The 23997-nt window shown below is 68.0% G+C and carries 24 protein-coding genes and 2 tRNA genes; 10 read left to right on the forward strand and 16 right to left on the reverse strand.

What is annotated here, in order from left to right; translation table 11 throughout:
* Positions 1-115: 115 nt before the first annotated feature.
* Positions 116-514 (reverse strand): hypothetical protein, encoded by a 399-nt coding sequence (locus tag DKG75_RS12340; protein WP_109921421.1) that lies wholly within the window; start codon positions 512-514, stop codon positions 116-118.
* A gap of 16 nt (positions 515-530) precedes the next feature.
* A complete protein-coding gene (locus DKG75_RS12345) occupies positions 531-1718 on the reverse strand; it encodes a polyhydroxyalkanoate depolymerase (RefSeq protein ID WP_425086491.1) in 1188 nt (395 codons plus the stop codon).
* A 326-nt stretch (positions 1719-2044) separates the two neighbouring features.
* Between DKG75_RS12345 and DKG75_RS12350 the strand changes: the two genes are divergently transcribed.
* A complete protein-coding gene (locus DKG75_RS12350) occupies positions 2045-2701 on the forward strand; it encodes a glutathione S-transferase family protein (RefSeq protein WP_109921720.1) in 657 nt (218 codons plus the stop codon).
* 3 nt (positions 2702-2704) lie between these two features.
* Here DKG75_RS12350 and DKG75_RS12355 read toward each other — a convergent pair whose 3' ends face one another.
* From DKG75_RS12355 to DKG75_RS12365, 3 genes are read right to left on the reverse strand one after another with little or no spacing between them, the layout of a single operon-like run.
* A complete protein-coding gene (locus tag DKG75_RS12355; RefSeq protein ID WP_109921423.1) occupies positions 2705-3628 on the reverse strand; it encodes a lysophospholipid acyltransferase family protein in 924 nt (307 codons plus the stop codon).
* A gap of 10 nt (positions 3629-3638) precedes the next feature.
* Positions 3639-4394 carry a HesA/MoeB/ThiF family protein gene (locus tag DKG75_RS12360; protein WP_109921424.1) on the reverse strand — a complete coding sequence of 252 codons (756 nt, stop codon included), beginning with the start codon at positions 4392-4394 and terminating at the stop codon, positions 3639-3641.
* 18 nt (positions 4395-4412) lie between these two features.
* On the reverse strand, positions 4413-5738 hold the full coding sequence (locus tag DKG75_RS12365) for an LLM class flavin-dependent oxidoreductase (RefSeq protein WP_109921425.1): 1326 nt from the start codon (positions 5736-5738) through the stop codon (positions 4413-4415).
* A gap of 224 nt (positions 5739-5962) precedes the next feature.
* Between DKG75_RS12365 and DKG75_RS12370 the strand changes: the two genes are divergently transcribed.
* From DKG75_RS12370 to DKG75_RS12380, 3 genes are all read left to right on the forward strand, one after another.
* Positions 5963-7192, forward strand: coding sequence for an NADH:flavin oxidoreductase (locus DKG75_RS12370; protein WP_109921426.1), 1230 nt, complete (start codon positions 5963-5965; stop codon positions 7190-7192).
* Positions 7193-7397: 205 nt separating this feature from the next.
* The gene (locus DKG75_RS12375) at positions 7398-8432 is read left to right on the forward strand and encodes an asparaginase (RefSeq protein ID WP_109921427.1); all 1035 of its coding nucleotides are present in this window, start codon (positions 7398-7400) and stop codon (positions 8430-8432) included.
* A 67-nt stretch (positions 8433-8499) separates the two neighbouring features.
* Entirely contained in the window at positions 8500-9471 is a 972-nt protein-coding gene (locus tag DKG75_RS12380; RefSeq protein ID WP_109921428.1) for an NAD(P)H-dependent flavin oxidoreductase, read from the forward strand.
* Between the two features lie 22 nt (positions 9472-9493).
* Here DKG75_RS12380 and DKG75_RS12385 read toward each other — a convergent pair whose 3' ends face one another.
* Both DKG75_RS12385 and DKG75_RS12390 read right to left on the reverse strand, forming a co-directional pair.
* On the reverse strand, positions 9494-10294 hold the full coding sequence (locus DKG75_RS12385) for an SUMF1/EgtB/PvdO family nonheme iron enzyme (RefSeq protein ID WP_109921429.1): 801 nt from the start codon (positions 10292-10294) through the stop codon (positions 9494-9496).
* Positions 10291-12699: an arylsulfatase gene (locus DKG75_RS12390; RefSeq protein ID WP_109921430.1), complete on the reverse strand. Its 2409-nt coding sequence runs from the start codon at positions 12697-12699 to the stop codon at positions 10291-10293. Before DKG75_RS12390 ends, DKG75_RS12385 begins: the two co-directional genes overlap by 4 nt.
* A 169-nt stretch (positions 12700-12868) precedes the next feature.
* Here DKG75_RS12390 and DKG75_RS12395 point away from each other — a divergent pair, with 169 nt between their 5' ends.
* Entirely contained in the window at positions 12869-13621 is a 753-nt protein-coding gene (locus DKG75_RS12395) for an SDR family oxidoreductase (RefSeq protein ID WP_109921431.1), read from the forward strand.
* A 13-nt stretch (positions 13622-13634) separates the two neighbouring features.
* Here DKG75_RS12395 and DKG75_RS12400 read toward each other — a convergent pair.
* Positions 13635-13709 (reverse strand) — tRNA-Gly (locus DKG75_RS12400).
* A 59-nt stretch (positions 13710-13768) separates the two neighbouring features.
* Positions 13769-13843, reverse strand: a tRNA-Gly gene (locus tag DKG75_RS12405).
* A 157-nt stretch (positions 13844-14000) separates the two neighbouring features.
* Between DKG75_RS12405 and DKG75_RS12410 the strand changes: the two genes are divergently transcribed.
* The 5 genes from DKG75_RS12410 to DKG75_RS12430 all read left to right on the forward strand — a co-directional run bounded on the left by DKG75_RS12410 (position 14001) and on the right by DKG75_RS12430 (position 16946).
* Entirely contained in the window at positions 14001-14534 is a 534-nt protein-coding gene (locus DKG75_RS12410; protein WP_208112108.1) for a prolyl-tRNA synthetase associated domain-containing protein, read from the forward strand.
* A gap of 205 nt (positions 14535-14739) precedes the next feature.
* A complete protein-coding gene (locus DKG75_RS12415) occupies positions 14740-15672 on the forward strand; it encodes a thioredoxin family protein (protein WP_109921433.1) in 933 nt (310 codons plus the stop codon).
* Between the two features lie 16 nt (positions 15673-15688).
* On the forward strand, positions 15689-16357 hold the full coding sequence (locus DKG75_RS12420; protein WP_109921434.1) for an LON peptidase substrate-binding domain-containing protein: 669 nt from the start codon (positions 15689-15691) through the stop codon (positions 16355-16357).
* An 11-nt stretch (positions 16358-16368) separates the two neighbouring features.
* Positions 16369-16578, forward strand: coding sequence for a Trm112 family protein (locus DKG75_RS12425; RefSeq protein WP_109921435.1), 210 nt, complete (start codon positions 16369-16371; stop codon positions 16576-16578).
* Positions 16575-16946 (forward strand): gamma-butyrobetaine hydroxylase family protein, encoded by a 372-nt coding sequence (locus DKG75_RS12430; RefSeq protein WP_109921436.1) that lies wholly within the window; start codon positions 16575-16577, stop codon positions 16944-16946. The genes DKG75_RS12425 and DKG75_RS12430 overlap by 4 nt, the downstream gene beginning before the upstream one ends.
* A 25-nt stretch (positions 16947-16971) precedes the next feature.
* On the opposite strand, the gene DKG75_RS12435 is transcribed toward DKG75_RS12430, so the two are convergent.
* The 7 genes from DKG75_RS12435 to DKG75_RS12465 form a co-directional block, all read right to left on the reverse strand.
* Entirely contained in the window at positions 16972-17472 is a 501-nt protein-coding gene (locus DKG75_RS12435; protein ID WP_109921437.1) for a GNAT family N-acetyltransferase, read from the reverse strand.
* Between the two features lie 16 nt (positions 17473-17488).
* A complete protein-coding gene (locus DKG75_RS12440) occupies positions 17489-18835 on the reverse strand; it encodes an FAD-dependent monooxygenase (protein ID WP_109921438.1) in 1347 nt (448 codons plus the stop codon).
* A gap of 292 nt (positions 18836-19127) precedes the next feature.
* On the reverse strand, positions 19128-19946 hold the full coding sequence (locus DKG75_RS12445; protein ID WP_109921439.1) for an ABC transporter permease subunit: 819 nt from the start codon (positions 19944-19946) through the stop codon (positions 19128-19130).
* Positions 19943-20989 (reverse strand): ABC transporter permease subunit, encoded by a 1047-nt coding sequence (locus tag DKG75_RS12450; RefSeq protein ID WP_109921440.1) that lies wholly within the window; start codon positions 20987-20989, stop codon positions 19943-19945. The genes DKG75_RS12445 and DKG75_RS12450 overlap by 4 nt, the downstream gene beginning before the upstream one ends.
* Positions 20986-22131, reverse strand: coding sequence for an ABC transporter ATP-binding protein (locus DKG75_RS12455; protein WP_109921441.1), 1146 nt, complete (start codon positions 22129-22131; stop codon positions 20986-20988). Before DKG75_RS12455 ends, DKG75_RS12450 begins: the two co-directional genes overlap by 4 nt.
* A 105-nt stretch (positions 22132-22236) precedes the next feature.
* Entirely contained in the window at positions 22237-23337 is a 1101-nt protein-coding gene (locus tag DKG75_RS12460; protein WP_109921442.1) for a polyamine ABC transporter substrate-binding protein, read from the reverse strand.
* Between the two features lie 117 nt (positions 23338-23454).
* Entirely contained in the window at positions 23455-23994 is a 540-nt protein-coding gene (locus DKG75_RS12465; RefSeq protein WP_109921443.1) for a dTDP-4-dehydrorhamnose 3,5-epimerase family protein, read from the reverse strand.
* Positions 23995-23997: the final 3 nt, after the last annotated feature.

Genomic DNA, 23997 nt, shown 5'->3' on the forward strand with positions numbered 1-23997 from the left:
GCCTCGTGTGAGTAAGCACTCACTCACATTACGGCCGGCAATCGTTCCCTGCAAGCCGCGATCTGCGCGGGCGATCCTGATTGAGCGGTCTCCGCAAGGGCGAGGCCGGCGGCGCTCAGCGATAGGCGTGCAGGATGTTACGCATCATCTGCCTTATGGCCACGCGGCCAATACGGGGATGGGCGCCGGCGGCCCGCAGCACCGCCGCGTCGACGCGAGCCATCCAGCCCGGTTCGTTCGTGTCCTTATATTCCAGCCAGCAGTCGGCGATGAAGCGATCGACGTCGGCGATGGCGTCTTCGAAGACCGCCTGCGGGGTTCCGGGGAGCAATCTTTCCAGCCAGAACAGCGTGCCCGCCCGGTCGCCCGGCCTGCCGGTCATATCATGTGGATAGGCCGGGTCGAGCCATTGGCGCTCGCACATGGCGACGAAGGCGAAATCCGTGATCAGAACACAATTGATCCTGCCCAGGAGATCCCGGATCTTCGCCTCGTCCCAATCGTCCGGCGCCATGGCCCGGCCGGCAGCCCTACTCGTTGGCGAGGATCATGTTCTTGATGCGGGGGTAGATCTGGCCTTCCCACTTCTTGCCGTTGAAGACGCCGTAATGGCCGACGCCGGGTTGCAGGTGGTGGCTCTTCTGATAGGGGCGGATGCGGCTACAGAGATCATGGGCGGCGACGGTCTGGCCGACGGAGCAGATGTCGTCGCGCTCGCCCTCGACGGTGAACAGGGCGGTGCGGCGGACCGCGCTGGGATCGACCTTCTGGCCCTTCCAATACATCTTGCCGGTGGCCAGTTCGTATTCCTGAAACACGCGGTTCACGGTTTCCAGGTAGAATTCGGCGGTCAGGTCGAGGACGGCGAAATATTCGTCGTAGAAGGTGCGGGCCGCCTCGGCCTTTTCCCACTCGCCCTTGGCGAGATTGTTATAGAGGTCGCGGTGCGATTTGACGTGGCGGTCCGCGTTCATGCTCATGAAGGCGGACAATTGGGTGAAGCCCGGATAGACCCGCCGGCCCGCGCCCTTCAGGCGCCGGGGCACGGTGGTGATCAGGTTCTTCTCGAACCATTCGATCGGGTTGTCGGTGGCGAGCTTGTTGACCACGGTCGGGTTGACCCGGCAGTCGATCGGGCCGGCCATCAGGGTCATGCTGCGCGGCTGCATCGGGTTCTCGTTCATCGCCATGACGATGACCGCGACCAGGGCATGGACGCAGGGCTGGCACACCGCGACCAGATGGCCGCGGGTGCCGATCTTCTCGAGGAAGGTCACGACATGCTCGACATATTCGTCGAAGCCGAACGGGCCGGCCGAGACCGGCACGTCCCGGGCATTGTGCCAGTCGGTGATATAGACGTCGTGGTCCTGAAGCAGGGTCACCACCGTGCCGCGCAGCAGGGTGGCGAAATGGCCCGACAGGGGGGCGACCACCAGCACCGGCGGCTGGCTGACCGCCGTGTCCTTCTTGAAGTGCAGCAGGGTGCCGAAGGGGGTGGAATATTCCGCCACCTCGGTCACCGGCACTTCGCGGTTGCCGGTCACCACCGACTTGATGTCGAAGGGCGGGCGGTCGTGCGTGAGGCGGGTATGGCCGAAAACGTCGAAAGCCGCGGTGAAGGCGCGGTAGGGGTAGAAGGCGGAAAGCCCGGACAGCAGCGGATTACGCAACACGGTCGCCGTCCCGCGCGCCGCGGCGCGGAGCGGGTCCAGCATGTCTGACTGCGCTTGGTAGATCTCATAGATCATGCGTCACCGGCTCGCTTGGCATCAGGGTCCGAAAAATGCTTACCCCAAAGGGCTTACTAGAACGAAAACGCCCGTGCATTTTTCGCTGCACTGCCACAATATCAACGGGTCGGATCACTGAGTGCAACAGGGAACTGTCGTCAAATCTGGGATTGGACCAATTTCCGCCTTTGGTCTAACGCGCGATACGAGCGGACTTGAGTGCAATGCAGCAAAGGTGGCAGTATTTTTCAGCCTGAGTGAACCAAAAGGTCGGTTAGGGCAGGAACCCCAAGAAGCGAGGCAGGATGTCCATGGCGAAGGCCACTTTGACCATCAGCAGCAAGAACTATTCCTCCTGGTCGCTGCGCGGCTGGTTGCTGTGCAAGCTGGCCGGCCTCGAATTCGAGGAGAAGGCCCTGTCGATCGACGATCCGGGCACCCGCGCCGAACTCCTGCTGCTCTCGCCTTCGTTCAAGGTGCCGGCGCTGACCCATGGCGACATCACGGTCTGGGATACGCTGGCGATCGCCGAATATCTCCAGGAAGTGATTCCCGGCGCCTCCCTCCTGCCGGAGGATCTGGCCGCCCGCACCCATTGCCGCGCGGTTTCGGGCGAGATGCATTCGGGCTTCGCCAACCTGCGCTCCGCCCTGCCCATGAACCTGAAGAGCCATTTCCCCGGCTTCAAGGTCTGGGCCGGCGCCCAGGCCGACATTGACCATGTGATCGGCATCTGGCGCACCTGCCTCGATACTTACGGCGGCCCCTATCTGTTCGGCGCCAAGCTGACCATCGCGGACGCGATGTTCGCCCCGGTCTGTACCCGCTTCAAGACTTATGACGTGAAGCTGGACCGCAAGTGCCAGGCCTATGCCAACCGCATCCTGAACCTGCCCCAGATGCAGGAATGGACCAAGGCCGCCCTGGCCGAGCCGGAGGAACTGGAAGAACTCGACGTCGAGTTCTGAGCCTCAGCCTTCCTCGTCCCGCCCCCTCTCGTCCTGCTCGGCCGGCGCCCGCCCGCGGGCCCGGTCGAGCACCTGCCGCGCCAGCGGTATCAGGCGGCGGCGCAAGGGGCGCAGGGGGTCGTGCTCGCGCCGGGCGAGCAGGTCGTCGAGCCCGGCTTCGATCGCTGCCTCCACCTCGCGGCGCAGCGTCCAGGCATTGTCGTCCGTGGCCTCGCCCTTGAAGCGGGCGGTGTCGATCGCCGGGGCGAAGCTGAAGTAATAGCGCTCGGGCCGGGGCAGGGCGGTCAGGCCCAAGCCGCGGTAGAGGCCGAGATAGTCGCTCTTCAGCTTCAGGCGCCGGGCCAGGGCCCCGGCGCCCGGGATCTTCAGGATCTCGTCCGAGCCGAGCAGGACCGAATAGCTGTCGTCCGCCCCGACCGCGGAAAAGGGCACCACCGGGCAGCCGGCCTCGATGGCGAGGCGGGCGAAGCCCAGGCGCTGCTTCCAGCGCAGGCGGTATTTCTCGCCCCGGCGCTTGAACACTTCGCCGACCCCGCCCGGATAGACGACGACATGGGACTTCAGCGCCATCAGGCCGCGGAAGCCGTCCGGCGTACCTTCGACCGCGCCCGCCGCCCTGAACAGGTCGCGCCAGCGCGGGATGGCGAAATGGATATGGTCGGCAAGGCCGCGCGGCCAGATGCCCAGGCGCCGCTTCAGGCCGAAGGCCATCACGCCGGCATCGAGCGTGCCCATCATGCCGTGATTGCCGACCAGCAGCACCGGCCCTTGCGCCGGGATATTCCCGAGCCCGAGAAAGAGCGGATCGGTCAGCGCGGTCCAGGCGTCCACGGCCGGGCCGATCATGCGCCGCAGCCGCTGGAAATCCTCCTCGCCATAGGGAGAGACGGGGGCGGGGGCTTCGGCGGGGGCGGGGGCTTCGGTCATGGCGGGGGTCCTATCCCCCGCTGCACACCGGGCAGGCGGGGTCCTTGGCAAGGCGGAGGGTGCGGAAGCGGGTACTCAACGCATCGTAGAGAACGAGGCGGCCGGCCAGGCTGTCGCCGGCGCCGGTCAGTTCCTTCAGCGCCTCGACCGCCATCAGGCTGCCGACGACGCCGGTCACCGCCCCGAGAACGCCCTGGGCCGCGCAACCGGCGGCCGCGGCCGTCCCCTCGGGCACGAAGCAATGGTAACAGGGATGCGCCGCCCCCTTCAGGTGGCCCGTGAAGGTGGCGACCTGCCCCTCGAACTGGGCGACGGCACCGGAGACGAGCACCCGCCCGGCGGCGACGCAGGCCCGGTTGACGATGTGGCGGGTGGCGAAATTATCCGTCCCGTCGAGAATCAGGTCGTAACCCTGAACGAGGTCGCGGGCGGCGGCATCGTCCAAACGCAGGGGATGGCCGACGACCCGGATGCCGGGGTCGAGCCGGGCCAGCGTATCGGCGGCAGCCGCCACCTTGGGCCGGCCGAGGTCGGCGCCGGCATAGATGATCTGGCGCTGGAGGTTGGACAGCGAGACCGTGTCGTCGTCGACGAGGCCGATGGTGCCGACCCCGGCCGCCGCGAGATAGAGCGCGGCCGGCGCCCCCAGCCCGCCGGCGCCGACGATCAGCACCCGGGCCGCCAGCAGCCGCGCCTGGCCGGCGCCGCCGACCTCGCGCAGGATGATATGGCGGGCATAGCGGTCGAGTTGCTCGTCGGTCAGCATCGGGCACCTTGAGGGGCGTCAGGGAAAGAAGCGGTTGGCCGGCCGGGGCAGGCCCAGGTTTTCCCGCAGTGTCCGCCCTTCGTACTCGCGGCGGAAGAGGCCGCGGCGCCGCAACTCCGGCACCACCTTGTCGACGAAGGCGTCCAGCCCGCCGGGGAGCCAGGGGAACATGACGTTGAAACCGTCGCTGGCCCGGGTTTCCAGCCATTCCTCCATCTCGTCGGCGATGGTCTTGGCGGTGCCGACGAAGCTGAGCCCGGCATAGCCGCCGAGGCGCCGCGCCAATTGGCGCACCGTCAGGCCCTCGCGCCGGGCGAGGGCGATGGTCTGGGCACGGCCGCTCTTGCTTGCGTTGGAGTCCGGGATCTCGGGCAGGGGGCCGTCCAGGTCGAAGCCCGAGACATCGGTGCCGAGCGCGATCGAAAGCGAGGCGATGGCGCTTTCCTCATGGACCAGGCTGTCCAGCAGCAGGTGCTTCTCCCGCGCCTCCTCGACCGAATCGGCGGTGACGACGAAGGCGCCGGGCAGGATCTTCATATGCTCCGGGTCGCGGCCGATCTTTTCCATCCGGCCCTTCACGTCGGCGTAATAGCTGCGCGCCCCTGCGATCGTGCCGGGGGCGCAGAAGACCAGCTCGGCGGTTTCCGCCGCCAGCTGCCGCCCGGGTTCCGAGGCGCCGGCCTGCACGATCACCGGCCAGCCCTGGACCGGCCGGGCGATATGCAGGGGTCCGCGCACCGACAGGAACTCGCCCCGGTGGTCCAGCCGGTGCAGGCGGTCCGGGTCGAAATAGAGGCCCGAGGCCGCATCGCGGATGAAGGCGTCGTCGGCGAAACTGTCCCAGAGGCCGGTGACCACGTCATAGAATTCCCGCGCCCGGCGATAGCGCTCGCCATGGTCCATGTGGTCGTCGCGCCCGAAGTTCAGCGCCGCATCCGGGTTCGAGGTGGTGACGATGTTCCACCCCGCCCGGCCCTGGCTGATGTGGTCGAGGGAGGCGAAGCGCCGGGCGATGTGGAACGGCTCGTCGAAGGTGGTGGAGGCGGTGGCGATCAGCCCGATCCGTTCCGTCACCATGGCCAGCGCCGACAGCAGGGTGAAGGGCTCGAAGGAGGTCACCGTATGGCTGCGGCGCAGCGCCTCGATCGGCATGTTCAGCACGGCCAGGTGATCGGCCATGAAGAAAGCGTCGAATTTCGCCGCCTCCAGCTTCTTGATCGAGCGGATCAATTCCTCGAGGTTGAAATTGGCGTCCGGCACCGCGCCGGGAAACCGCCAGGCGCCGGTGTGAATGCTGATCGGCCGCATGAAGGCGCCCAGTTTCAGCGTCCTGCCCTTGCTCATGACAATTCTCCTGATCGTCGGTGTTGTTTAGGGGGATGTGCCGATAAAAATGCTAAAAGCGGCCCGGGCCCGGCGCCAGCCTGTTGCGGCACAGGGGTGGAATGCAGGAAACACAGGCGAGAAACATAGGCGAGAAACATAGGCGGGCGGCTAATCCCTTTGGAGGTGGCGGGGCGGCGATCGGCTTTTCTACTGTTCCAAAGGGGAGAACCGCGGGGCAGGAAATGACGATCGACATGGCTTTCACGCCCTTGCGCCTGGGGCCGCTGACGCTTCGCAACCGCTTCATCAAGTCGGGGGCGAACGAGGGCATGAGCCGGGACGGCCTGCCGACCCGGGCCCTGGTGGAACATCACCGGGCCATCGCGGCGGGCGGGGCGGCGCTTTGCACCGTCGCCTATGGCGCGATTTCGCCCGCGGGCCGGACCTTTGCCGACCAGCTTTGCCTGCACGACGAGGCGGTCGCCCCCTTGCGCGTGCTGACCGATGCGGTCCACCGCGAAGGGGCGGCGGCATCGTTGCAGATCACCCATGGCGGCGCCTTTTCCTTCCTCCGGCCGGCGGACGGCCGGCGCCCGGGCAGTGCTTCCGGCGGGTTCAACCCGACCGGCGCCCTGCACGGCACGCCCTTCAAGCGGCCCCTGGCCGAGGCGGAACTGGAAGCCCTGGCCGATGGTTTCGCGGTGGCGGCGCGGCTTGCGGGCGAGGCCGGCTTCGATGCGGTCGAGATCCACATGGGCCACGGCTACCTGCTCAGCCAGTTCCTGTCGCCGGGGGAAAACCGGCGCCGCGACCGTTTCGGCGGCGACATGGCGGGCCGCGCCCGCTTTCCCCGCCTGGTGCTGCAACGGGTGCTGGATGCGGTCGGCGGCCGCATGGCCGTCCTGTGCAAGATCGGCGTCTTCGAGGGCTATCGCGGCGGCAACGGCATCGCCGATGTCGTCGCGCTGGCCCGCCTGCTCGAAGGCGACGGCGCCCATCTTTTGGTGCTCAGCGGCGGCATGAACGTGCAGGCGCCGTGGTGGATCTTCGGCTCGAAAATGCCGGTCGCCGAGATGAAGGCGGCCGAGCCGAACCGTCTTGCCCGCCTCGCCCTGTCCGCCCTGGCGCTGATGCAGCCGCGCCGCCTCGACTTCCGCGAGCTTTATTTCCGCGAGCCGTCGCGCGCGGTCCGGGCGGCGACGCGGCTGCCGCTCGGCTATCTCGGCGGGGTGACGTCGATGGCCGGGGTGCGGACGGCGCTGGCCGACGGTTTCGATGCCGTCGTGCTCGGCCGGGCGCTGCTGCATGACCCCGATCTGGTGCGGCGGTTCCAGGCCGGGCTGCCGTCCTCGGGCTGTACCGCCTGCAATCGCTGCGTCGCCACCATGCACACGCCGGCCGGAACCCATTGCGTCCTGCACGGTACGCCGGACGCGGCGCCGAACCGCATCGTCGCCGGTCGAAACGGTTGAGGGGACAGACCGTCGAGGGTAGGGGCGGCCCTGTTTTCTCCGCCCAAGCCCGTATTCGCGCGCCGATTGCTGGAGTAAGATCGCCGGAAGGGGCGCCGGGTTCGGGCAGAGGGGCAATCTCCCGCCGGTCTTTCCTACCCCCCTTGGGCAATACCCCCTGGGCAATATTGCGGGGGTAAACAGTGCAGTGGGGCGGAGTTTGAGGGTGGCGCTGTCGGATCTGGACCTCAATCGGCGGATTCTCGTCGTCTATGTCGGTGGCACGATCGGCATGCGCCAATCGGCCGACGGCCTGTCGCCGCAGCGCGACCTGCCGACCGCGCTGGCCGTCAAGCTGGCGCCCTGGGGCGGGCAATTGCCCCTGTTCTCGATCGAAAGCCTGGACGAGCCGATCGACAGCGCCGAGGCGGAGCCCGCGGACTGGCTGCGCATCGCCCGCCATATCGCCGAGCGGTGCAACCGCTACGACGGTTTCGTCATCCTGCACGGCACCGATACCATGGCCTATACCGCCTCGGCGCTCGGCTTCATGCTGCGCGGCATCGATCAGCCGGTGATCGTGACCGGGGCCCAGGTGCCCCTGGAAACCCCGGGCTCGGACGCGCTCGACAATGTCGTCTCGGCCCTGACCTTCGCCGCCTGCCCGGCCCTGTCCGGGGTCGGCCTCGCCTTCGACCGGGTGCTCTATCGCGGCTGCCGCACCACCAAGGTCTCGTCCAGCGATTTCGCCGGCTTCGACAGTCCCAATCATCCGCCGCTCGCCCGCCTGGACGACAGTCTCTCGATCGATGCCGAAGCGGTGAAACAGCCCGATACCGGCGGCCTCGCCTTCGAACTGCCGGATCAGTTCGGCGCCACCGTGCTGTCGCTGCGGGTGGTGCCGGGGATGCAGCCGGCCCTGCTCGACGCCCTGCTCGACCTCGGGCCCCAGGGCCTGATCCTCGAATGCTACGGCAGCGGTACCGTGCCCGGGCTCGGCGGGCGCATGCTCGGCTTCCTCGAACGGGCCATGAATCGGGGCGTGGTCGTCGTCGCCCTGTCCCAGGCGCTGCACGGCGGGGTCCGGCTCGGCACCTATGCCGCGGGGTCCGCCCTGGTCAAGGCCGGGGTGATCGACGGCCGCGACCTCACCTTCGAGGCGGCCTTCACCAAGCTGCACCACCTGCTGGCGCAGGGCCTGCCGTCGGCCGCCGTCCGGGGCGCGTTCACCCGCAATCTGACCGGCGAATGCCGCGAGTGACGGCGCCCTTGTGACCCCTCTCCCCCGGTGGTAACAGTGTTGCCAACCATAAAGGGGAGAGCGAGACGTGAAAACGCGGATCACAGAACTTCTGGGCATCCAGCACCCGATCGTGCAGGGCGGCATGCATTTCGTTGGCCTGGCGCCGCTGGCGGCGGCGGTTTCCGATGCCGGCGGCCTCGGCATCATCACCGGCCTGACGCAGAAGACGCCCGAACTCCTCGCCCGCGAGATCGGCCGCGCCCGCGACCTGACGGACAAGCCGATCGGCGTCAACCTCACCTTCCTGCCGACATTCGCCGACCCGCCCTATCCGGAATATATCGCCGCCATCGTCGAGGGCGGCGTCCGCGTGGTCGAGACCGCGGGCCGCAGCCCCGAGAAATACATGCCGGCCCTGAAGGCGGCGGGGATCAAGGTCGTCCACAAATGTACCTCGGTCCGTCACGCCCTGAAGGCGGAGCGGATCGGCTGCGACGCGGTCAGCGTCGACGGCTTCGAATGCGGCGGCCACCCGGGCGAGGACGATGTGCCCAACATGATCCTGCTGCCCCGCGCGGCCGAGGAATTGAAGATCCCCTTCATCGCCTCCGGCGGCATGGCGGACGGGCGCAGCCTGGTCGCGGCGCTGGCGCTCGGCGCCGAGGGCGTGAACATGGGCACCCGCTTCATTGCCACCAAGGAAGCCCCGGTGCACGAGAATGTGAAGCAGGCCCTGGTCGCCGCCTCCGAACTCGACACCCGCCTGATCATGCGCTCGCTGAAGAATACCGAGCGGGTGATCAACAACCCGGGCGTCGCCCGCATCCTCGAGATCGAGCGGGACAAGGGCGATGCCCTGACCATCGGCGACATCTACGACCAGGTCGCCGGCATCTACCCGAAGGTGATGATCGACGGCGACATGGACGCGGGCGCCTGGAGCTGCGGCATGGTCGCCGGCCTGATCCACGACGTGCCCACGGTGAAGGACTTGATCGACCGCATCATGGCCGAGGCCGAGGGCCTGATCACCCGCCGTCTCGCCGGCTTTCTGTAACCCGGGGCTGCCGGGGCGGCGGTCAGCGCGCGCAGCGAAAGCCGACGTTGGCCGAGCCGGCGTCGGCGGCGACGCCGATCCGCGCCGCCGGGCGATAGCGCCGGCAATATTCCCCGGCGCACAGGAACGAACCGCCCTTGGCGACATAGGGGGTTTCACCCCCGCCGCCCGTGCAGCCGCAGTCGCCGGCGCTTGCGAACCGGCTGCCGGTCAATTCCCAGACATTGCCGATCATGTCGAACAGCCCGTAGCCATTGGCGGGATAGCGGCCGATGGCGGCAGGGCCCGGCGTGCCGCGGGCGAAATACCAGGGAAAGGCCCCGGTCCAGACATGGGCCATCAGGCGGCCGTCCGGCATGAAGCTGTCGCCCCAGGCATAGGGCGCGCCGGCCAGGCCGCCGCGCGCCGCCGCCTCCCATTCCTCTTCCCGCGGCAGGCGGGCGCCGGCCCAGGCGCAGAAGGCCAGGGCATCGTCCCGGGCGACATGGACCACGGGCAGGTCGTCCGCCGCGGCCGCCGAGCCCGGCCCCAGCGGCGCATGCCAGCAGGCGCCCTCGACGAAATGCCACCATTGCCCGGGGTCGCGCAGGTCGACCGGCCCGGGCGTCATGCGGAACACGGCCGAGCCCGGCCGCTCGCCCCGCTCCGCCGATGTAACATAGCCGGTGGCGGCGGCGAAGCGGGCGAAATCCCGGTTGCTGACCGGGCGGGCGGCGATTTCGAAGGCGGCGAGCGGGACGCGCCGCGCCGGCCGCTCCTCCGGATAATGCTCATCCGAGCCGACGTCATAGGTGCCGGCGGGGATGGTAACGAAATCGATCACACCCTGATGCCGATACTGTCGATCAGGCGCTTGCTCTCCAGCGGCCCGAAAGGCGTATTGTCGATTTTGTAACGCAGCTCGATCAGGCGGCCCTGGAACGGGTTGGGACCGGTATAGAGGGTGGAGACCCGGTTGCCGAGGTCGGCGCCCAGCGACAGCCCGTCATAGGAGGTGGACAGAAGGATGCGGGCGAACGGCCGCTCGACCAGTTTCTCGCCGCCGAGATAGAGCGCGCCGCCGCCCTCGAACGGGCGCGAGACCATGGTCTGGACGAAGCGCACCTGGATCCGGCCCTCGGGCAGGGGGGCCGGGCTTTCCAGCCGCTCCACCCAGGGGGCGAGGTTCTGCTCGTAGACCAGCCGGCCCTGGTGGATGAACAGGGCATAGCCGGCATGGCGCGAGCCGCAGGCGACCAGGACGCCGTCGCCCTGGCCGGGCAGGCGCTCGATCTCGGCGATGATCTCATGGCCGAGGCCGCCGACCTGGGGCGCCAGATGGGCCGAGATCCGGTCCATCGGCGGGCGGAAGCTCCAGTCGGGGCGGACGCCCTGGCGCTGGCGGTCCTGGCCCAGCTTGACGATCAGGTTGCGGTCGTCGAGCGGGAAGACGCCATAGCGGACCGCGGCTGCCTGCCATTTCTCCGCCAGTTCCGCCACTTTCTCCGGGTGCTGGCCGGCGAGGTCGGTCAGTTCGTTGACTTCCCTGGAGAGATCGTAGAGTTCCCAGCGGTCGCCGGCATAGTCGCTGCCGCGCTCGTGCCGCGTCACCAGGCGCCAGTCGCCGTCCATATAGGCGCGCTGGCCGCCCAGCTCGAAATATTGCTCGGTCCGCGTCGGGGCCTTGTCGCTGGCGAAGGTGGCGGCGACGCTCGCCCCTTCCAGGGGTTTCAGCTTCCGCCCGCCGTAGGTCGCGGGGCGTTCCACCTTCAGCGCCTCCAGGATGGTCGGATAGAGGTCGATGACATGGACGAAGCGGTGGCGGATCTCGCCCCGGGCCGCGATCCCGCGCGGCCATGAAACCAGCAGCGGATCGGCCACCCCGCCCAGGTGGGCATATTGCTTGTAGAGCCGGAACGGCGTGTTCGAGGCACAGGCCCAGCCCACCGGGTAATGGGGGAAGGTCGGGTCCTCGCCCATGATGTCATAGAGCTTGGCCGCTTCCTCGAGGGGGACGGGCCGGCCGAAGGCGGCGGCGAAGACATTGGGCGTGCCGGTCGGCGTGCCTTCCGCCGAGCCGCCGTTGTCCGAGATCAGCACGATCATCGTGTTCTCGCGCCGGCCGAGGGTGTCGAGCGCCGCCAGCAGCTTGCCGATCGAACGGTCGAGATGGGTGATCAGCCCGGCATAGACTTCCATATAGCGGGCATAGAGCCGCTGTTCCGCCGCCCCCAGCTGGTCCCAGGCGGCGATCCCGGGGGCGAGCGGCGGCAGTTCCGTGGTCTCGGGGACGAGGCCCAGGCTGCGCTGGCGCTTCAGCCGCTCCGCCCGGATCACGTCCCAGCCGACGTCGTAGCGGCCCTTGTAGGCGTCGCGCTCGGCCGGGCGGGCCTGGAGCGGCGAATGGGCGGCGGGATAGGCGACCTGGAGGAAGAAGGGCCGGTCCGGGTCCAGCGCCTGCTGGGTGTTCAGATAGGCGATGGCGCGCTCGGTCAGGTCGTCGAGCACGAAGTAGTCGTCGCTCGGCGGCACTTCGACCGGGGCCGTGCCTTCCAGCAATTCCGCCGGGCGGAAGTAATCGGTCGAATGGCCCTGGAACCAATAGGCGCGCTCGAAGCCCCGATGGGTCGGCCAATTGTGGGTCGGGCCGTTGGCGCCGTTGCTGTGGGCGACATTCACATGCCACTTGCCGACATGCAGGGTGGACCAGCCCTTTTCCTGCAAGACTTCCGCCATGGTCGCCGCTTCCGGCGTCAGGTCGCCGCGATAGCCCGGGTAGCCGGCGTCGAGATCCGCCAGCCAGCCGACGGCGGCGGAATGGTGGTTCAGCCCGGTCATCAGGGCGGCCCGGGTGGGCGAGCACATGGCGCAGGTGCGGAAATTGGCATAGCGCAGGCCCTCGGCCGCGATCCGGTCCATGTTCGGGGTCGCGATCTCGCTGCCGTAGCAGCCGAGATCGGCAAAGCCGACATCGTCGAGCACGATGACGATCAGGTTCGGCGCCTCCGCCGCCGGCTTCGGGTGTTCGGCATAGGCGGGCCTGGAGTCGGCAAAGGATTCGGCGATCTCCGCCGGCCCGCCACCCTCGACCGCCGCCGGCGTCACCAGCTTCCGCGCCGTCCGGTCCAGCGCCACCACGCCGGCCCCCGCCGCGCCCGCGACCGCGGCGCCGCCGGCCGCGCCGATCAGCAGCGACCTCCGGTCCAGGCCGCGCTTGTCTTTGCTCTTGTCGTCGTGGTTCCGGGCCATGGTGCTTCCCCTCGATCCCGCGCATGGGCTGCGCTGTTGGCCGCAGTATGCACGCCTGCCCAACCCCGGGCACTGCCCGATATGGGCAGGGATTGCGGCGCAAGCGCGCGAAAGGCGAAGGGTGATTCGCTTGTTACCGTCTCCCGCGTCGAAACGGAGGATCACCCGCATGGGCTTGCTGGCGAACAAGGTGGCTTTGATCACGGGGGCGGGGTCCGGCATTGGCCGGGCCGCGGCACTTTGCTTTGCGCGGGAAGGGGCAAGCCTGGTGGTGAATGCGCGAAGGCCCGCCTCTCTCGAAAGCCTGGTCACGGAAATCTCGGCCGCCGGGGGCAGGGCCCTGGCCGTGCCTGGCGACGTGACGGCCGAGGCCACGCACGAGGCATTGGTCGCCGGGGCGGTCGATGCCTTCGGCGGCCTCGATATCGCCTTCAACAATGCGGGCGACGTCGGCCTCGCCGCCCCCTTTGCCGAACTGCCGGTCGCGGCCTGGGAGCGGGCACTGGCGGTCAACCTGACGGCGGCTTTCCTGGGGGCGAGGGTCCAGGTGCCGGCCCTGCTGCGGCGGGGCGGCGGCGCGCTCATCTTCACCGGGAGTTTCGTCGGCGTCAGTGCCGGCCTGCCCGGCATGGGGGCCTATGGCGCGGCCAAGGCCGGCCTTCTCGGCCTGGTCAAGGGCCTGACCGCCGACTACGCCGCAGCCGGCATCCGCGCCAACGCCCTGCTGCCTGGGGGCACCGTCACCGCCATGGCGGGCGATGCCGCCCAGCAAGCCTGGGCCGCCGGCCTTCACGCCCAGAAACGCTTGGCCACCCCGGCCGAAATCGCCCGGGCCGCCCTGTTTCTCGCCAGCGACATGGCGAGCTTCGTTACCGGCTCGGCCCTTTGGGCCGACGGCGGCAATGCGGCAGTGAAACTGTAGAGGATCGGAAAACTGGAGCGGGCGAAGGGATTCGAACCCTCGACCCCAACCTTGGCAAGGTTGTGCTCTACCCCTGAGCTACGCCCGCTCTGGCGTTTCGGTGGCGCTGCCGTCGTGGTCTTCCGGCCGGGATAGGGACCGGGAGACTGGAGCGGGCGAAGGGATTCGAACCCTCGACCCCAACCTTGGCAAGGTTGTGCTCTACCCCTGAGCTACGCCCGCTCTGGCGCCGTCTGTAATGCGCAGCGTTGCAGGGAACGCCGGCTTCACGTCGAGGCCGGCACTATACTGAGGCGACTGCGCTTTGCAAGCATGATTTTCGGGGCCGCCCGGTTCCGCCATGGGCTTCGGCGGCGGAATGGGGTAGGAGTGGGGGATCATGCCGATGACCGATCTCGATCTCTTCGCCCGGCTCGATGCGCTCGGGCTCGCGCACCGCACCGTCGCCCATGACGCCGCCCATACCGTCGAGGAAGCCCAGGCCCTGCGTGGGCAATTGCCCGGCGGACACGCCAAGAACCTGTTCCTGAAGGACAGGAAGGGCGGCTTCTGGCTGGTGGTGGCCGAGGAAAATGTCCGGGTCGACCTGACGGCCCTGGAAAAGCACCTGGGCGCGCCCCGCCTGTCGTTCGGCACCCCGGAGGCGATGCTGGCGATTCTGGGCGTGACGCCCGGTTCGGTGACGCCCTTCACCCTGGCCAACGAAAGCGCCGCCGGCGTCCGCCTGGTGCTGGACAGCGGCCTGCTTGCCTTCGATCCGCTGAACTTCCATCCCCTTCGCAACGACCGCACCACGGCGATCGCCCGGGCCGATTTCCTCCGCTTCCTCGAGGCGACGGGCCATGTCCCGGCCCTCGTCGACCTGGCGGCGGTGACGGCGGCGCGGGCGGCCGCCAAGGGCGAGGCGCCCTGACGCCCTCTCGCCCGCTTGCAGATCGGCTCATCCGCTTGCAGATCGGTCTGTCTGCTTGCAGATACTGGCGCGGGCCCCATCTATGAGGTAATGCGAATGCGCGTGCCTTCGGCCGCGCGGACGCCTATTGATGGGCCGGGGCGCAACGCCCGGGTCCTTAACGCATCGCAAGCACGGTCACAGCGACCAACGGACGGAATATAAGATGGAAACCCTTATCGGCCAGGCCCCGTCGGGCGGCCTCAAGGGCGCCGGTGCCGCCGCCGCCGACCTGATCAAGGACGTCAACCTCGCCAGCTTCCGCCAGGATGTGCTCGACGCCTCGCGCAAGGTGCCGGTCATCGTCGATTTCTGGGCCCCCTGGTGCGGGCCCTGCCGCCAGCTCGGCCCCCTGCTGGAAAAGGCGGTGCTGGCCGCCGGCGGCGCCGTGCTCATGGCCAAGATCGACGTCGACCAGAACCCCGAGATCGCGCAACAGATGCGCATCCAGTCGATTCCCGCGGTCTATGCCTTCTATCAGGGCCAGCCGGTCGACGGCTTCCAGGGCGCCCTGCCGGAAAGCCAGGTGAAGGCTTTCGTCGACCGCCTGGTGAAAATGTCCGGCGGCGCCTCGCCCGTCGACGACGTGCTGGAGTTCGCCCGCACCGCCGTCGCCGAGGGCCGGCTGGACGAGGCGGAAGCCGCCTATGCCGAAGTCCTCCAGGCCGAGGACCAGCACCACGGCGCCCTGGCCGGCCTCGCCAAGATCGCCGTCGCCCGCGGCAGCCTGGACGAGGCGGCGGAATTCCTCGCCGCGATCCCGGAGGAAAAGGCCAATGACGCCGAGGTCGCCGGCGCCCGTTCCGCCCTGGCCCTGGCCCATGAGGCGGCCGATGTCGGCGAACTGGGGCCCCTGCTGGCCGCGGTCGAGGCCGATCCCGCCGATTTCCAGGCCCGCTTCGACCTCGCCGTCGCCCTGCATGCCGAGGGCCGCAACGGCGAGGCGATCGACCACCTGCTCGACATCGTCAAGCGGGACCGCAAGTGGAACGACGAGGCCGCGCGCAAGCAGCTGGTGAAGCTGTTCGACGTGCTCGGCTTCGAGGACCCGCTGGCGGCCGACGGGCGCCGGCGCCTGTCGTCGATCCTCTTCGCCTGAACGGGGACGGGCGGCCATGTCGGCCAGCGCCGGGCTGATCGGCTTCGACGAACTGCCGTCGATCCTGCCGGTCTTTCCCTTGAGCGGGGCCCTGCTGCTGCCCCGCGGCCGCCTGCCGCTGAATATTTTCGAGCCGCGCTATCTGGCCATGGTGCGCGACGCCATGGCCGGGCACCGGCTGATCGGCATGGTCCAGCCCCTGGACAGCCACAGCCGCGAGGCGGAGCCGGCGATCTTCCAGGTCGGCTGCGCCGGCAAGATCACGGCCTTTTCCGAGACCGGCGACGGCCGCTTCATGATCACCCTGACCGGGATCGGCCGTTTCCGGATCGCCACCGAACTGGCGCGGGTGACGCCCTATCGCCAGGTGGTCGCGGATTTCGCCGCCTATGCCGCCGATTTCGATCCCCCGCCGGAACCTTCGGGGTTCGAGCGCAGCCGGCTTTATCCGGTGCTGCGGTCCTATCTCGAACTGCACGGCCTCAACGCCGACTGGCAGGCGATCGAACGGGCCCCGGCCGAACCCCTGGTCAATGCGCTGGCCATGATCTGCCCCTTTTCGCCGGCGGAAAAACAGGCCCTGCTCGAGGCGGAGGATCTGTCGGCGCGGGCCGACGCCATGATCACCCTGCTCGGCATGGCGGTCGCCGCGCGCCCCGGCGAACCCGAAACCCCTTTGCAATAGGATCTCCCGTCATGAGCGATACGACGACGAACGGCACGGTCGATCCGAAGCTGCTCGAAATCCTGGTCTGCCCGGCCTCGCGCCAGAAGCTGCGCTATGACCGGGAGCGGGGCGAACTCGTCTCCGATGCCGCACGGCTGGCCTATCCGATCCGCGACGGCATTCCGATCATGCTGATCGACGAGGCGCGGCGCCTGGACGAGGAAGGCGGCCCGGCGTGACCGGCGCGGCGGGCGGCGGCGAGCCCTGGCCGCTGGAAATCCGCATCCGCCGGGCGGAGCGGGCCCTTGAAGTCGATTGGGACGACGGCCGCAAGGACCGTATCCCGGCCGAACTGCTGCGGGTCGAAAGCCCCTCGGCCGAGGTCCAGGGCCATGGCCCCGCGACCAAGCGCCTGGTCGCGGGCAAGCGCCATGTCGCCGTCGTCGGGGCGGAGCCGGTCGGCCATTATGCCGTCCGCCTGATCTTCGACGACGGCCATGACAGCGGCCTCTACACCTGGGCGACCTTGCGCCGCTTCGGCGAGGATCAGGCCCAGATGTTCGTCGCCTATCTGGAGGCGCTGAGCGCCAAGGGCCTGATGCGCTGACGCCTTATCAACCTGCGACTGAGCCTTAACCTGCGACCGAGATGGTGCGCCGGTCGAAGACGCGGAAACCGGCGTGGGCATAGGTGGCGATCGCCTTGGGGTGGTCCCAGCTGTCGGTGCGCAGCCAGACCCGCCGGGTGGGGCCCAGGCCCCAGAGGTCGACCAGCGCCTGATGCAGCAGGAAGGGGCCGAGTCCCCGGCCCTGAAGCACCGGGATCAGGCCGAAGTGGGTGAGTTCCACGGTGTCCCCGCCCGCGCCCGAAAATTCGCAGAAGCCGCCCGCCCGGCGCCCGAGCCGGAGGACATGGATATGGGTCGCCGGATCGCTCAGGAAGGCGTCCAGCGCCGAGGCGGCCATGGTGACATGCTCGTCCCAGCGCAAGGGATCGCCGACGGCGTGATAGAGGGCCAGGTAATCCTCGCGCGCAGGGGCCTCGCGCCGGACGATGGCGTCGGCCGGCGCCAGGGGCTTCGCGCCGCGCGGCGGCCCCAGCATTTCCATGTAGGTCACGACCAGCTGTGCCATCGGCGGCACCAATCCCTTAAAGCGGCCTGCCGTCCAGCAACCGGGGCAGCTTCCCGATACTACCACGGGCATGTTGCATGAAGAATTTCTTCAGCGGCGGCAGGCGATTGACGGCGGCGAGGCCGAGGTCGCGAAGCAGGCGGACCGGCGGCGCATCGTTCGAGAACAGGCGGTTGAGCCCGTCCATCACCGTGCCCATGACCACGGAATCGAGCCGGCGCCAGCGTTCGTAGCGCGCGAGCAGGGTCGGGTCGCCGGGATCGAGGCCCAGCCGGCAGCCGTCCGCCAGCACTTCGGCCAGGGCCGCGACATCGCGCAGGCCGAGATTGAGGCCCTGGCCGGCGATCGGGTGCAGGCCGTGGGCCGAATCGCCGACCAGCGCCAGCCGGCGCTCGACGAAGCGGGTCGCGATGTGAAAGCCGAGGGGGTAGGAAAAGCGCGGCCCGACCGCCCGGGCCGCGCCCAGGTGGGTGCCGAAGCGGCGCCGCATCTCGGCATCGAAATCGGCCGCGTCCAGGGCGATCAGGGCGGGGGCGAGGTCGGCTCGCTCGGTCCAGACCAGGGACGAGCGGTTGCCGGTCATGGGCAGGATGGCGAAGGGGCCGCCGGGCAGGAAATGCTCGTAGGCGACGCCCGCGTGGGGGCGCTCGTGCTCGACCGTGGCGACGATGCCCGCCTGGCGGTAGTCCCAGGCCACGGTCCTGATGCCCGCCGCCTCGCGCAGCGGCGAATGGCGGCCGTCGCAGGCGACGATCAGGCGGCAGCGCACCGCCCGCCCGTCCGCCAGGGTGGCGGTGGCGAAGGCGCCGTCCCGGGCGGTGGCGGCGACCTTGACCGGGGCGAGCAGGCGGACCCGCTCCTCGGCGGCCAGAGCGGTTTCCGGCAAAACCGCTCCATTCAATGACATTTGAGCGAATTGCCGATTCGATGAATCGGCAATTCGCTCTAGCGCCCGGTGCAGGGCGATGCGGATATGGCGGTTCTCCACCATCAGGCCGAAAGGCTCGGCCCCAACGTCGCCGTGGTGGAAGTGCAGGAACAGGGGCGACGCCGCCTCGCCCAGCCGCCCGTCGGTGACATGGATGTCGAGGATCGGCTGGCCGTCCGCCGCGAGCGCGTCATAGAGCCCGAGCGCCCGGTACAATTGGCACGAGCCATGGGCAAGCGCCGACACCCGGCCGTCGAAGGCGGGCAGGAGGGTCGGCGGCGGCGGCGTTTCCTCGGCGACGATGACCGAAAGCCCGGCGCGGGCGACGGCGATCGCCGCGGTCAGGCCGATCATGCCGCCGCCGACGATCAGGACATCGGTTGTCAGGGTCTCGGGGGCCGCAGGGCGGAAGGCGGGTTCGGGGCCGGTCGTCATAGGGGGATATTGCCCCAAGCCCCCGGCCTGTCCAGTCCGAGATGGGCGGAGGGGGGCAGAAACGAAACGCGCCCGATCGAGGGGGGATCGATCGGGCGCTATCGCGTTATTGGGAAACGCGCGCGGTACCGATTGGGGGGAAGGTACCGCTGAGGAACCGCCGGGCCATTGGGGGGTGCCCGTCGGCGTCCTGTTGTTCACAAGATGGGCGCGTTTGGCCCCGGATTCAACGATTAGCTTCATGCATCACATGCAGCTCTGTGTTGACCCGCGCCCATCTTTTACTTTCGTCTCAGCTCTCGGCCGCCGCCATGCGCTCGGCGCGCTGGCGTTCGACCATGGCCCGTTTCTGCACCAGGGAGGCGGCGATGACGCCGATCGCGACCACCAGGATCATGATCGTGGAGAGGGCGTTGATCTCCGGCTTCACGCCCAGCTTCACGGCCGAGAAGATCTTCACCGGCAGCGTGTCCCAGCCCGGCCCCGAGGTGAAGGAGGTGATCACCACATTGTCGAGGGAGAGGGTGAAGGACAGCAGCCAGCCCGAGACCAGCGCGGGCGCGATCACCGGCAGGGTGATGACGAAGAAGGTCTTGAACGGCGTCGCCCCCAGGTCCTGGGCCGCCTCTTCGATCGAGCGGTCGAAGGAGACGAGGCGGGACTGCACGACGACGGCGACATAGGACATGCAGAACGAGGTGTGGGCGATGATCATGGTGCCGAGCCCCCGCCCCCAGTCGATCGAGACGAAGAGGAGGAGGAGCGACAGGCCGGTGATCACCTCGGGCATGACGAGCGGCGCATAGATCATGCCCGAGAACAGGGTGCGCCCGCGGAAACTGGTGAAACGGGCCATGACGAAGCCCGCCACCGTGCCGAGCACGACCGAAAGCGTGGATGCCGCGGCCGCCAGCAGCAGCGAGATCCAGGCGGCGCCGAGAAGGTCGTCGTTCTGGAACAATTCCCCGTACCAGCGGAAGGAAAAGCCGCCCCAGACGTTCACCAGCCGGCTGTCGTTGAACGAGAAGAAGACGAGGATGAGGATCGGGATATAGAGGAAGGCGAAGCCGAAGGTCAGCGCCACCAGGTTGATCTTGCTCAGTCCCTTCATCGGCCGGCCTCCTGCAATCGCGCCTGCTGGCGCTGGAACGCCATGATCGGAATGACCAGGATCAGCAGGAGAATGACCGAGACGGCCGCCGCCAGCGGCCAGTTCCGTTCGCTGGCGAAGTCGGTGAAGAGCTTGCGCCCGATCACGCGGACATTGTCGCCCGACATCAGCTCCGGAATGACGTATTCGCCCACCGCCGGGATGAAGACGAGAAAGCAGCCGGCGATGATGCCCGGGATCGCCAGCGGCACGGTCACCACCCAGAACGCCTTGATCGGCCGGCAGCCGAGGTCGGCCGCGGCTTCCAGCAGGGTCAGGTCCATGCGCTCCAGGTTGGCGTAGAGCGGCAGCACCATGAACGGCAGGTAGGAATAGACGATGCCGATATACATCGCCCATTCGGTGTTCAGGATGCGCAGGGGATCGTCCGGCGAAAGCACCCCGATCGAGATCAGGAACGTGTTCAGCAGCCCGCCCTCGGTCTTCAGGATCACGATCCAGGCATAGACGCGGATCAGGAACGAAGTCCAGAACGGCAGGATCACCAGCATCAGCAGGGTGGGGCGGATCGATTCGCTGGCCCTCGCCATGGCATAGGCCATGGGAAAGCCGATGAGCAGGCAGAGCGCGGTCGAGATCGCCGCGATCTTGGCCGAGTTCAGATAGGCGCGGACATAGGTGTCCTCGGTGAAGATCGTCCAGTAGTTGGCGAGGTTCAGCTTCAGGTTCAGGTAATATTCGAAGCCGTCGTCGACGATCTCGATCAGTTGGGTATAGGGCGGGATCGCCAGGGCGGTCTCGGCGAAGCTGATCTTCAGGACGATGAAGAAGGGAATGAGGAAGAAGGCGAGCAGGAAGAGATAGGGCAGGGCGATGACCGCGCCCCGCCCGGTGAAGAGGGCCAGAAAGCGGATCACGGCCGGGGCCGCGAAGCCGAGGCCGTTGCGGCGGAGCCCGGCTTCCAGCGAATCGAGGAAATCGCCGTGGTCGTGGGTGATGAGGGCGGCGGCCGGCCGGTCGGGGCTGTCGTCGGGCGCGCTCATGACACCAGTACCACCGCGCTGTCGGGGGCCCAGGTCAGATAGACCTCGTCGTTCCAGGTGATCGGCCGGTCGCGCAGGCGGCGCCGGTTGGCGACGGCGGCGGTGACCTTTTTGCCGTTCTCGAGCTTCACGTGATAGATCGTGAGGTTGCCGAGATAGCCGATGTCCCAGACCGCGCCCTTGATGCAATTATATTCGGGCTGCTCGGGCGGGGTCAGGGCGACGTCGATCTTCTCGGGCCGGACCGCGACCCAGACCGTGGCGCCCGAGGCGGCGGACGTGCCGCGGTCGACGTAGATATGGGTATCCGCCTCGGCCGAGGTGATGATCACATGGTCCGACGCGACCTCGGCCAGGCGGCCTTCGAGGACGTTCACGTCGCCGATGAATTCGGCGACATAGCGGCTGTTCGGGTATTCGTAGATTTCGGCCGGGGTCGCCACCTGGGCGATGCGGCCGTGGTTCATCACCGCGATCCGCGACGAGACGGTCATCGCCTCTTCCTGGTCGTGGGTGACGATGACGAAGGTGATGCCCACCTGTTCCTGGATGGTCATCAGCTCGAACTGGGTCTGTTCGCGCAGCTTCTTGTCGAGGGCGCCCAGCGGCTCGTCGAGCAGCAGCATCTTCGGCTTCTTGACCAGGGAGCGGGCCAGCGCCACGCGCTGGCGCTGGCCGCCGGAAAGCTGGTGCGGCTTGCGCTTGCCGAACTTGGTCAATTGGACGAGGTTCAGCATGTCCTCGACCCGGCGGGCGCGTTCCTCCTTGGGCACGCCGTCCTGGCGGAGACCGAAGGCGATATTGTCCTCGACGGTCATATGCGGGAACAGGGCGTAGGACTGGAACATCATGTTCACCGGCCGCTCGTAGGGCGGCACGGCCGACATGTCGACGCCGTCGAGCTCGATCCGGCCCGCGGTCGGCCGTTCGAAGCCCGCCAGCATGCGCAGCAAGGTGGTCTTGCCGCAGCCCGACGGCCCGAGCAGCGAGAAGAACTCGCGCTGGTAGATGTCGAGGGTCAGATTGTCGACCGCCACGAAGTCGCCGAAGGTCTTGGTGACATTGACGATGCGAATGTAAGGCTTGGCCTGTGGGTCGTTCCACGGCTCGAACGGCACCCGCGAGGCGCTCGTCACATTCATCCCCTTAACCCCCTCTGAACCCCGCAGCCGGGAAACGCGTCACGATGAAAAAGGCCAGCGATGAAAAAAGGCCGGCGCCGCCCGGGCGCCGGCCGGTATCGGGCTTTATTCGCCCAGTTTGATCGTTTCCCAGAGCTTGTTCAGGATCCGCTGTTCCTTCTGGGAATAGGCGGTGATCAGGAACAGGGTGCTCATCACCTCCGCCGGCGGATAGATGCCGGGGTTGGAGGTCACGGCCGCATCCATCAGCGGCTTCGCCGCCGCATTGCCGTTGGCATATTGGGTGGAGGCCGAATTGCGGGCGATCACGTCGGGCTTCATCATGTAGTTGATGAAGGCATGCGCCGCCTCGGGGTGCGGGGCGTCGGCGAGGATCGCCATCGAGTCGAACCAGAGCTGGGCGCCTTCCTTCGGCACGGCGAAGGCGATCTCGATGCCGTTCTTGGCGGCATCGGCAGCGGCCTTGGCCTGGAAGACGTCGCCGTTCCAGGCGACGGCCAGGCAGACCTCGCCGGTCGCCAGCTTGTCGATCATCGACGAGCCTTCGAAGCGGGTGATGAAGGGGCGGATCTTTTCGAGGATCGGCAGCGCCTTCTGCAGGACCTTGGGATCCTTGGAGTTCGGATCCTCGCCGATCGACTTGAGGACGGCCGGGATCACTTCGTCCGGGGCGTTCAGGATGGCGACGCCGCAATCCTTGAACTTCGCGATGATCTCGGGATCGAAGACGATCTTCCAGGAATCGACCGGGGCATCCGGCATGATTTCCTTGATCTTCTTCACATTGTAGCCGATGCCGGTGATGCCCCACATATAGTCGATGGCATGCTCGTTGCCGGGATCGAACAGGGCCAGCTTCTCGACGATGGCCGGATCCAGGTTGACGAGATTGGGCAGCTTCGACTTGTCCAGCTTCTGGTAGGCGCCGGCCTTGATCTGGCGCTCGAGGAAGGCGCCGGACGGGAAGACCACGTCATAGCCCGACTTGCCGGCCAGGATCTTGGCCTCCAGCGTGTCGTTCGAATCGAAGGTGGAATAGACGACCTTGATCCCCGTTTCCTTTTCGAAATCGGCCAGGGTCGTGTCGTCGATATATTCTTCCCAGTTATAGACGTTGACGACCTTGTCTTCCGCGTGGGCGACCCCCGCGAAGGCCGCCGCGGCCAGCGCGGCGGTCAGAAGACAGGACTTGACGGAAAAGGACATGATCAACCTCCGCTAGGGCACCCCGGGGCAGCGACCGGGCGCCACTCCTCGCACCGTTCAACCGTGTGGAATTAGAACCGTCACCTGGGCGCAGGGTCAACAAAAACGGGCGGTTTTTCAGACGTCGGCACCGAGAAGGGGCCAGTTGCGATCCTTGTCGTCGACGACCGCCGGCACCGCCGGCCAGGCGATGGCCAGCCGCGGATCATCATACCGCAGGCCGCGGCCCCAGCCGGGCTCGAAATTCCGCCCCATCTGGTAGAGGACGTCGGTTTCCGGGGCGAGGGTGATGAAGCCGTGGGCGCAGCCTTCGGGAATGAAGAGGGCGCGCAGACCGTCCTCGTCCAGCACCGTCCCGGTCCAGCGGTACAGGGTCGGGCTGCCGGGGCGCAGGTCGACGGCGACGTCGAAGATGCGGCCCCGCGTCACCCGCACCAGCTTGGCTTCCGCCCGGGGCGGGTCCTGGTAGTGCAGGCCGCGCAGCGTGTGCCGCGCCGTGTTCCGCGACAGGTTGACCTGGGCCGGCCGGAAATCCCCGAGCCCGGCGGCGGCGAATTCGAGCGGGCAATAGAGCCGGGCGAAGGCGCCCCGCCCGTCGAGGCGGGGCTCGGTCTCGACGATGGTGACGCCGGCGATCGCCGTCGGCACGAAGCGCATGGG

This window comes from Zavarzinia compransoris, assembly GCF_003173055.1.
In the GTDB taxonomy this organism is placed as follows: domain Bacteria; phylum Pseudomonadota; class Alphaproteobacteria; order Zavarziniales; family Zavarziniaceae; genus Zavarzinia; species Zavarzinia compransoris.

What these genes read in the sequence shown, in the direction of transcription:
- DKG75_RS12340 (WP_109921421.1), bottom strand. Translation starts at nt 514, where the DNA reads ATGGCGCCGGACGATTGGGACGAGGCGAAGATCCGGGATCTCCTGGGC.
- DKG75_RS12345 (WP_425086491.1), bottom strand. Translation starts at nt 1,718, where the DNA reads ATGCTGGACCCGCTCCGCGCCGCGGCGCGCGGGACGGCGACCGTGTTG.
- DKG75_RS12350 (WP_109921720.1), top strand. Translation starts at nt 2,045, where the DNA reads ATGGCGAAGGCCACTTTGACCATCAGCAGCAAGAACTATTCCTCCTGG.
- DKG75_RS12355 (WP_109921423.1), bottom strand. Translation starts at nt 3,628, where the DNA reads ATGACCGAAGCCCCCGCCCCCGCCGAAGCCCCCGCCCCCGTCTCTCCC.
- DKG75_RS12360 (WP_109921424.1), bottom strand. Translation starts at nt 4,394, where the DNA reads ATGCTGACCGACGAGCAACTCGACCGCTATGCCCGCCATATCATCCTG.
- DKG75_RS12365 (WP_109921425.1), bottom strand. Translation starts at nt 5,738, where the DNA reads ATGAGCAAGGGCAGGACGCTGAAACTGGGCGCCTTCATGCGGCCGATC.
- DKG75_RS12370 (WP_109921426.1), top strand. Translation starts at nt 5,963, where the DNA reads ATGACGATCGACATGGCTTTCACGCCCTTGCGCCTGGGGCCGCTGACG.
- DKG75_RS12390 (WP_109921430.1), bottom strand. Translation starts at nt 12,699, where the DNA reads ATGGCCCGGAACCACGACGACAAGAGCAAAGACAAGCGCGGCCTGGAC.
- DKG75_RS12395 (WP_109921431.1), top strand. Translation starts at nt 12,869, where the DNA reads ATGGGCTTGCTGGCGAACAAGGTGGCTTTGATCACGGGGGCGGGGTCC.
- DKG75_RS12410 (WP_208112108.1), top strand. Translation starts at nt 14,001, where the DNA reads ATGCCGATGACCGATCTCGATCTCTTCGCCCGGCTCGATGCGCTCGGG.
- DKG75_RS12415 (WP_109921433.1), top strand. Translation starts at nt 14,740, where the DNA reads ATGGAAACCCTTATCGGCCAGGCCCCGTCGGGCGGCCTCAAGGGCGCC.
- DKG75_RS12420 (WP_109921434.1), top strand. Translation starts at nt 15,689, where the DNA reads ATGTCGGCCAGCGCCGGGCTGATCGGCTTCGACGAACTGCCGTCGATC.
- DKG75_RS12425 (WP_109921435.1), top strand. Translation starts at nt 16,369, where the DNA reads ATGAGCGATACGACGACGAACGGCACGGTCGATCCGAAGCTGCTCGAA.
- DKG75_RS12435 (WP_109921437.1), bottom strand. Translation starts at nt 17,472, where the DNA reads ATGGCACAGCTGGTCGTGACCTACATGGAAATGCTGGGGCCGCCGCGC.
- DKG75_RS12440 (WP_109921438.1), bottom strand. Translation starts at nt 18,835, where the DNA reads ATGACGACCGGCCCCGAACCCGCCTTCCGCCCTGCGGCCCCCGAGACC.
- DKG75_RS12445 (WP_109921439.1), bottom strand. Translation starts at nt 19,946, where the DNA reads ATGAAGGGACTGAGCAAGATCAACCTGGTGGCGCTGACCTTCGGCTTC.
- DKG75_RS12450 (WP_109921440.1), bottom strand. Translation starts at nt 20,989, where the DNA reads ATGAGCGCGCCCGACGACAGCCCCGACCGGCCGGCCGCCGCCCTCATC.
- DKG75_RS12455 (WP_109921441.1), bottom strand. Translation starts at nt 22,131, where the DNA reads ATGAATGTGACGAGCGCCTCGCGGGTGCCGTTCGAGCCGTGGAACGAC.
- DKG75_RS12460 (WP_109921442.1), bottom strand. Translation starts at nt 23,337, where the DNA reads ATGTCCTTTTCCGTCAAGTCCTGTCTTCTGACCGCCGCGCTGGCCGCG.
- DKG75_RS12465 (WP_109921443.1), bottom strand. Translation starts at nt 23,994, where the DNA reads ATGCGCTTCGTGCCGACGGCGATCGCCGGCGTCACCATCGTCGAGACC.